Origin of the sequence: Amniculibacterium aquaticum, assembly GCF_003852705.1 — a bacterium.
Lineage (GTDB): Bacteria > Bacteroidota > Bacteroidia > Flavobacteriales > Weeksellaceae > Amniculibacterium > Amniculibacterium aquaticum.
The window spans coordinates 1-7,784 of record NZ_REFA01000039.1 but is presented as its reverse complement, the minus strand read 5'-3'; the positions used below and the strand labels follow the sequence as shown (position 1 = coordinate 7,784).

7 protein-coding genes are annotated in these 7,784 nt (G+C 33.0%); all 7 read right to left on the bottom strand.

Annotated elements, in window-relative coordinates; genetic code table 11:
* Positions 1 to 329 precede the first annotated feature (329 nt).
* Positions 330 to 632: a type II toxin-antitoxin system RelE/ParE family toxin gene (locus EIY84_RS11300; protein WP_124643245.1), complete on the bottom strand. Its 303-nt coding sequence runs from the start codon at positions 630 to 632 to the stop codon at positions 330 to 332.
* A complete protein-coding gene (locus EIY84_RS11295) occupies positions 629 to 880 on the bottom strand; it encodes a type II toxin-antitoxin system ParD family antitoxin (RefSeq protein WP_124643243.1) in 252 nt (83 codons plus the stop codon). Before EIY84_RS11295 ends, EIY84_RS11300 begins: the two co-directional genes overlap by 4 nt.
* A 291-nt stretch (positions 881 to 1,171) precedes the next feature.
* Positions 1,172 to 1,777: a hypothetical protein gene (locus EIY84_RS11290; protein WP_124643240.1), complete on the bottom strand. Its 606-nt coding sequence runs from the start codon at positions 1,775 to 1,777 to the stop codon at positions 1,172 to 1,174.
* A gap of 1,236 nt (positions 1,778 to 3,013) precedes the next feature.
* Complete coding sequence (locus tag EIY84_RS11285) at positions 3,014 to 3,703, bottom strand: hypothetical protein (RefSeq protein ID WP_124643238.1); 690 nt, start codon at positions 3,701 to 3,703, stop codon at positions 3,014 to 3,016.
* Positions 3,704 to 3,708: 5 nt separating this feature from the next.
* Complete coding sequence (locus tag EIY84_RS11280) at positions 3,709 to 3,993, bottom strand: SemiSWEET family transporter (RefSeq protein WP_124643236.1); 285 nt, start codon at positions 3,991 to 3,993, stop codon at positions 3,709 to 3,711.
* A complete protein-coding gene (locus EIY84_RS11275; RefSeq protein ID WP_124643234.1) occupies positions 3,990 to 4,547 on the bottom strand; it encodes a GNAT family N-acetyltransferase in 558 nt (185 codons plus the stop codon). Before EIY84_RS11275 ends, EIY84_RS11280 begins: the two co-directional genes overlap by 4 nt.
* A 1,362-nt stretch (positions 4,548 to 5,909) precedes the next feature.
* Positions 5,910 to 7,496 (bottom strand): ribosomal protection-like ABC-F family protein, encoded by a 1,587-nt coding sequence (gene abc-f / locus EIY84_RS11270; RefSeq protein ID WP_124643233.1) that lies wholly within the window; start codon positions 7,494 to 7,496, stop codon positions 5,910 to 5,912.
* Positions 7,497 to 7,784: the final 288 nt, after the last annotated feature.

The window sequence follows — 7,784 nt, the reverse complement described above, 5'->3', positions numbered from 1 at the left end:
TTTCAAATTTTCACGCAGAAATTATTCGGCATAAAATTTAGAAATCAGAAGGGTAGAGGTCAAAAAAAACATTCGATTTTGCAAAATCTTCAATTTGATAACGCTCCTCAAATATTACGGACAACGGTTTTCGGCTTTGTGAAGTGCGGACTTTGATTATCAGGTACTTATATAATCTCAACACCAAGCAAAAAGCCATTTTCCTTTTGCTAAAATACAAAAATTAGGAAAAGAAAATGGCTTTTTGCGAATAATTTCTCAAAAATTTCTACGCAAGAGCCTGACTTCCGCATTTCACAAAACCGTCTGTTGTCTGCAGCCATACTTTTTTATTCGTCATTGAGTCTGTTTTCAATATCCATGCTTTGGTGTAAGACTCTAATAATTTCTACTTCATTTTGCTTTTTGTTCACTTTGTAGAAAATGAAATGTGATTTTATTCGACTTCTCAAGTATCCTTTTCTTACATTACTATAATCTTTTCCAGAATTTGGGTTTTCAGCAATGTATTCAACTTCGTCCATTATCAAATCAAAATAGCGGTCAGCTTGTTTGAGCGACCAATTCTCAAAAGTATAAAGCCAAATTTTCTCGATGTCATTCTTTGCTTCAACGCTTATTTTGTAATTCATTTTTCAGCAAGATGTTTTTGATGAAGTTCTTTTCGGAAGTTTTCTCTGTTAAATTCTTTAACGAAGCCTGATTTTTCTCCTTTTTTCAGTTCGTTTATCAATTCCGTTTTTTTAGATTCTTCAAATTCAAACATTCTTAATGCTGTTCGTACAACTTCACTTGCCGAAGTAAATTTTCCACTTTTAATTTGTTGGTTTATGAAGTTGTCAAAATAGTCGCCCAACAAAATCGATGTATTTTTAGCCATAACTTTTAATTTGATTCAAATATACCAAGTATTGGTATAAAATCAAAATTTTTATTTGGAGTTCTGCTCTGAAATGGTTGCAGACAACGGAAAAAGTATTTGCGAAGGGCGGGCTAAATTTAACTGCAAGTTCAATTTCGACCGAACGAAGCAAATTGCTTTTTCAGATTGTTAAATTACAAAAAAATACAATATGAAAAGCAAGTTGCGACTAAATGGATCGGGTTTTTCTATTATATATTCAACCCCGCCTTTTGCAAATACTATGTTATCGGCAGTGCGAACTTTCCATTACGTATTAAATTGCTCGATTTGTAATTTTATTTGGTCTTTTTTATTAAATCCTTTTATTAAATTCCTTTTTTTATCAAATTCATAAAGTGAAAAATGTCCAATTTCGGTTAGAATTTTCACTTTTCCCGTTTCTTTATTAAATGCAATTAAGTAAGTGTTAATTTTTTGATTTTCTTCAATTATTTTTTGAAGAAAAATTTCTTCTGTATTTTCGATTTTGAAGTCATTAACATAACAATTGTTTAATTCGCTTGTCAACTTTTTGTCAATCAGTTTGAAAATATAAAGTTCGTCATCATATTCTGCAATATTCCAATAAAAATCATATAGTAATTTGTTTTCTTCAGTCTCTTCAATTGGTTCAAAATACTCTTTTACAATTTTATATTTTTGGTTTTCGAAAAGAATATCTTCCTTCGTTAAATTTTTATCCTTAATTCCAAATATTTTAGTTTTAATGAAGTCATAAGTGATAAATAATAGAATAAAAACTATTAAAAAAATTGCAAATGGAACCATAAAAACTGAAAACAAAAAATTCAGAATTTTGTTCTTAAAATTGGGTTTTGGTAATTTGCTTATTATAATCTTTGATACCTTCATTTATACGCTTTTTCGACGCATTGCCGATAACGGTTCGCGGCTTTGTGAAGTGCGGGCTTTGATTATCAAGTACTTATGCAATCTCTACACCAAGCAAAAAGCCATTTTTCTTTTGCTAAAATACAAAAATTTGTAAAAGAAAATGGCTTTTTGCGAATAATTTCTCAAAAAATTTCAACGCAAGAGCCTGACCTCCGCATTTCACAAAACCGTCTGTTGTCCGTAGTATTTTCAATTCGAGGGCGAATTTAACTGGGTTAAATTCAGTTCGAGAAGTTGAAAATCAAGGACGACAAGGAGAAAAGAAACATTTTTCCAAAGAATTTCAGATTGATAATTTTCGCCAAGTCACTTCAATTTTTCACGCACACAGATTCAGGAATTCTCAACCCAATATTTGAAAATCAACAGGATAATTTTCGGCAAGATATTCAGCTTAATTTTTCAAATTTTCACGCAGAAATTATTCGGCATAAAATTTAGAAATCAGAAGGGTAGAGGTCAATAAATTTTCAAATTTGCAAAATCTTCAATTTGATAACGCTCCTCAAATATTACGGACAACGGTTTGCGGCTTTGTGAAGTGCGGACTTTGATTATCAAGTATTTATGCAATCTCAACACCAAGCAAAAAGCCATTTTTCTTTTGCTAAAATACAAAAATTTGTAAAAGAAAATGGCTTTTTGCGAATAATTTCTCAAAAATTTCAACGCAAGAGCCTGACCTCCGCATTTCACAAAACCGTCTGTTGTCCGTAGTATTTTCAATTCGAGGGCGAATTTAACTGGGTTAAATTCAGTTCGAGAAGTTGAAAATCAAGGACGACAAGGAGAAAAGAAGCGTGTTTCCAAAGAATTTCAGATTGATAATTTTCGCCAAGTCACTTCAATTTTTCACGACAAATTTAGGATTCCTCAGCCCAATATTTTAAAAATCAGCACAGTTAAAAAGGAATATTTTTCAGCATGATGTTCTGCACAATTTTCCTAAGCTTCACGCAGAAATTATTCGGCATAAAATTCAGGAATCAGCGGGGTAGAGTTCAAAAAATTTTCAAATTTGCAAAATCTTCGATTTGATAACGCTCCTCAAATATTACGGACAACGGTTTGGGTATTGCCGAAGGCGGGGATTTTTAGCACAGAATTTCAATAGAATTACTAATGTTTGTTTTAGCACAAATGTTCATTAAAATTCCTTCAGCCCCGCTTTTGGCAATACCTTGTTGTGCGTAGTTATTTTTCCGTTTTTTTCGCATCTTCAACTGGCTTTTTGTCTTCGGATTTTTCTTTATTGTCAGTTTTGACTTTTTTGTTTTCTTCTTCTAATTTTTTATTTGCTGTCTCTATTTTCAATTTTTCTAACTCAATTTTTGCTTTCTCAACTTCTGCTTGAATTACTTTTGCTTTTGCTTCCTCAATTTTAGCATCTTCTTTTACAATGTCAACTATTTTACTGAAATAAGAGTTATAGAGACTAATTGCCTGAGTATCTACAATTTTATTATTAAAGCATAGCTCTCTAATTGCATAAAGGTTTTCTCTTGTTATCATTAAACTTGTAGTTCTATTTGTAAGTTTTTCAAGCTGTGCTTGAAAATTCAATACTGTTGCTGCATCTAACTTATCAGTTAACTTTGCATTTGCTGATAAATTTGCAATATTAGATATTCCTGCATCGGGAGACTGTTCAGCAAGAACTTTTATATTGCCTAAAGTGTCAACATACATTAATGTTTGCCTTTGTGTTGGGTCGTGATGTGCCCACATTAAAGTAGTTGGCTTGTTAGTAAATTGTTTAACTCTAACAATCCCTGATCTAGAATTTGAATTTCTGTTACTCATCCCGCCACCGTGAAAAATAGAACAGCTATTTAATATGATGGTAGTTAATATTAAACTTGCAGATAAAATTAAATTTCTCATAATCGTTAATTTTTGTGGTTAGTATTTCTGTATTTTAAAATTTGGAATAGCAATATTCCACTTGTAAGAATTCCTAATGATTGTCCTGCAATTACTACAACGTCATTTTTTATAATGCCGTGTATTGTCCAACAAACGTAGGTTACAAAACTTGTTATAGCAAGTGTCAAAGAAATATTATCTACTTTTTTGTTTTTATGAATTTGTAAAATTTGAGAAGGGTAGCCAATAATTTTTACAGCCAAACTTGTCAATACAGTCAATATTCCTATAATGTAAGCAAATGTCATTTTTCAATATTATTTAGAGTTAATATAAACATTGACTGTACAATACTTTTGCTTCCACCCCAACTGTAATTGTAGTCTCCGAGATTTATGAAGTTAAAATTTTTAAGTGCTTTATGCCTGTCTGATGTTGCCCAAGCTAAAGCAAATGTTAGTTTGTCTTGGTTTTGTAAATAGTCTACTCTAACTTTATCAAGTTTTTTAACAAATCCAAATTTTCTGTATTCGTGATGAACAATTAATCTACTGTAATATGCAAATGGTCTTGATTTTGGAAATTTTTCGTTGTCCAAAAAATCTGGCACATCATATTTCAAATCTTCAAAATCATAGCAAACAGCAATTCTAGCAGATGCAATAATTTTATTTTTATCTTCTATTATCCAATGTAAAGTCTGGTCTCTTGCGTCTAAATTGTCGAACAAGCCATTTGGAAAAATTTGTCGATTTACAAATTCGGATTTCGGTGAGTTTTCATATGCCATTATTCTCAAGTCGTAAATTTCTTGAAGCCTTGCTTTGTCTTTCAGTAATTTTGGTTCAAAGATTTCGTCCATTTTTCTGTCAATATAACGGTCGGTTAATAATTACGCACAACGTTTTGCGGCTTTGTGAAGTGCGGACTTTGATTATCAAGTACTTATACAATCTCTACACCAAGCAAAAAGCCATTTTTCTTTTGCTAAAATACAAAAATTTGTAAAAGAAAATGGCTTTTTGCGAATAATTTCTCAAAAATTTCAACGCAAGAGCCTGACCTCCGCATTTCACAAAACCGTCTGTTGTCCGTAGTATTTTCAATTCGAGGGCGAATTTAACTGGGTTAAATTCAGTTCGAGAAGTTGAAAATCAAGGACGACAAAGAGACAAGAAGCGTATTTCCAAAGAAATTCCGACTGATAATTTTCGCCAAGTCACTTTCAATTTTTCACGCACACAAATTCAGGAATTCTCAGCCCAATATTTTAAAAATCAGCACGGTTAAAACGGAATAATTTTCAGTATGATATTCAGCACAATTTCCAAAAATCAATAGGATAATTTTCAGCATGAATTTCAGCTCAATTTTTAAAATTTTCACGTAGAAATTATTCGGCATAAAATTTAGAAATCAGAAGGGTAGAGGTCAAAAAATTTTCAAATTTGCAAAATCTTCGATTTGATAACGCTCCTCAAATATTACGGACAACGGTTTGCGGCTTTGTGAAGTGCGGGCTTTGATTATCAAGTACTTATGCAATCTCTACACTTAGCAAAAAGCCATTTTCCTTTTGCTAAAATACGAAAATTAGGAAAAGAAAATGGCTTTTTTGCGAATAATTTCTCAAAATTTTCAACGCAAGAGCCTGACCTCCGCATTTCACAAAACCGTCTGTTGTCCGTAGTATTTTCAATTCGAGGGCGAATTTAACTGGGTTAAATTCAGTTCGAGAAGTTGAAAATCAAGGACGACAAGGAGAAAAGAAGCGTGTTTCCAAAGAATTTCAGATTGATAATTTTCGCCAAGTTAATTTCAATTTTTCACGCACAAATTCAGGATTCCTCAGCCCAATATTTTAAAAATCAGCACGGTTAAAACGGAATAATTTTCAGCAAGATATTCAGCACAATTTTTCGAAAATCAACAGGATAATTTTCAGCATGAATTTCAGCACAATTTTTAAAATTTTCACATAGAAATTATTCGGCATAAAATTTAGAAATCAGAAGGGTAGAGGTCAAAAAATTTTCAAATTAGCAAAATCTTCGATTTGATAACGCTCCTCAAATATTACGGACAACGGTTTGGGTATTGCCGCAGTGGGGGATTTTTAGCACAAATGTTCAATAGATGCACTGCCGTTCGTTTACCCACAAAAGTTTCATAAAAGCACGTCAGCCCCTATTGCGGCAATACCTTGTTAGCGGCTGTATTTTTGTCAAAGTCCAACTGTCCGTTCTATGTTTATTTGCTCTAAAAATGTTTCATCGTGCGACACAACAATTAATGTTCCTTGATATTCATTTATGGCTGTCGTCAAAATTTCTACATTTTGAATATCTAAATTGTTTGTCGGCTCGTCAAAAATAATAATATCGGGTGATTTACTGTTTATTGTCAAGCAACAAAGTAACAAACGCATTCTTTCGCCACCGCTCAACTCACCACAAGATTTGTCCCAATCTTGTTTTGTAAATAAAAAGCGGTTGAGCCGAGTTTTTATTTCGTGTTCTTGTAATGCAGATACATTGAATTGTTGGGCTTGTTCGTAAACTTTTAGTTTGTTGTCAAGCAAAGAATAGTCTTGGTCAATGTAAACCGATTTGCTGTCTGCTCGATAAATTGTTCCTGTTTGTGTTTCAATGTCGCCCAAAATGAGTTTTATCAAAGTCGTTTTTCCCGAACCATTTTGTCCTTTCAATGCAATGCGTTCGCCACTTGTAATTTGGAAATTCAAGTTTTCTGTCCAAAGTGATTGCGTGTTGTATGCGAAATTTATGTTCGTTGCTGTAAACAAAATTTTCCCTTTGTGTAATGCTGAATTGTCAAAGCCAAATTTCATTTTGTCAATGTCGGGCAATGAAGAACGAAGTTCTTGCAAGTCTTGTGAAATTCCAATGATTTTTTCAGCGTGAACACTTTTGAGTTTTGATGTGCTGTTTTCGGCATTGTTTCGCAAAGTGTTCATCATTATTCTGGCAACACCTGCTTTTTCTTGTTTGCCTTTTCCACGATTGTCTAACTTTTGCTGTCGTTCCAAAGTTTCCCGTTCTTTTTCTTTGGCTTTTCGTAACGCTTTTTCCTTGCTTTGAATGTCTTGGCTCAAAGCATTGTTTTCAATTTGCTTTTGTTCTTTGTAAAAGTCGTAATTACCGCCATAAACTTTAATTCCGTGTTTACTCAATTCGCAAACTGTATCTAACAGATTGAGTAATTTTCTATCGTGGCTTACAACAACCAAAGTGCTTTTTGTGGTTTGAATGAAGTCATACAAAAGTTGTCGGCTTGCGATGTCCAAATGATTGCTTGGCTCGTCCAATAAAATCAATTCGGGTTGATGAATGGAAATTCCTGCCAAAAAAACTTTTGTTTTTTGCCCGCCACTCAACGCTTCCATTTTTTGCGACAAGTCTAAATCGGTCAGTTGCCAATCTTGTAAAGCGTCATTACAACGGTCTTCAATTGTCCAATCGTCATTGAGTAAATTGAAATTTTCTTCACTTGTATTTCCGTTCAAAATTTCTTTTAGAGCGTTTAATTTTTTGTCAATCTTCAATGCTTCTGCAATGGTCAGATGATTAAACTGGCCGAAAATTTGTGGAACAAAATACGGCTCAGTTTCAACGCTTATTTGTCCGTTGGATGGTTGCAATTCTTTGGCGATAATTTTGAGCAAAGTTGATTTTCCTGCTCCGTTGTTGCCGATTAACGCTGTCTTTTCGTGATTGTTTACTGTCAAATTGATGTCGCTAAACAGTAAATCCTTGTTTGGGTGTGTATATGAAATGTTTTGTAGAATAAGCATAATTTCTTTCGTTAAAAATGAAACAATACGACAACCACTTTGCAGTTGCTGTTATGATTTGTCTGAAAGAAATTATTTTTTACATTTCGTCTTACTTAAATTTTCGTGTCGGCAAATATACGATTTTTCTGTTTAGCACGGTTGGTCGTAATATAGCCGCTAACGGTTTGCGGCTTTGTGAAGTGCGGACTTTGATTATCAAGTACTTATGCAATCTCAACACCAAGCAAAAAGCCATTTTTCTTTTGCTAAAATACAAAAATTTGTAAAAGAAAATGGCTTTTTGCG

What these genes read in the sequence shown, in the direction of transcription:
- EIY84_RS11280 (WP_124643236.1), bottom strand. Translation starts at nt 3,993, where the DNA reads ATGACATTTGCTTACATTATAGGAATATTGACTGTATTGACAAGTTTG.
- EIY84_RS11295 (WP_124643243.1), bottom strand. Translation starts at nt 880, where the DNA reads ATGGCTAAAAATACATCGATTTTGTTGGGCGACTATTTTGACAACTTC.
- EIY84_RS11285 (WP_124643238.1), bottom strand. Translation starts at nt 3,703, where the DNA reads ATGAGAAATTTAATTTTATCTGCAAGTTTAATATTAACTACCATCATA.
- EIY84_RS11290 (WP_124643240.1), bottom strand. Translation starts at nt 1,777, where the DNA reads ATGAAGGTATCAAAGATTATAATAAGCAAATTACCAAAACCCAATTTT.
- EIY84_RS11275 (WP_124643234.1), bottom strand. Translation starts at nt 4,547, where the DNA reads ATGGACGAAATCTTTGAACCAAAATTACTGAAAGACAAAGCAAGGCTT.
- abc-f (WP_124643233.1), bottom strand. Translation starts at nt 7,496, where the DNA reads ATGCTTATTCTACAAAACATTTCATATACACACCCAAACAAGGATTTA.
- EIY84_RS11300 (WP_124643245.1), bottom strand. Translation starts at nt 632, where the DNA reads ATGAATTACAAAATAAGCGTTGAAGCAAAGAATGACATCGAGAAAATT.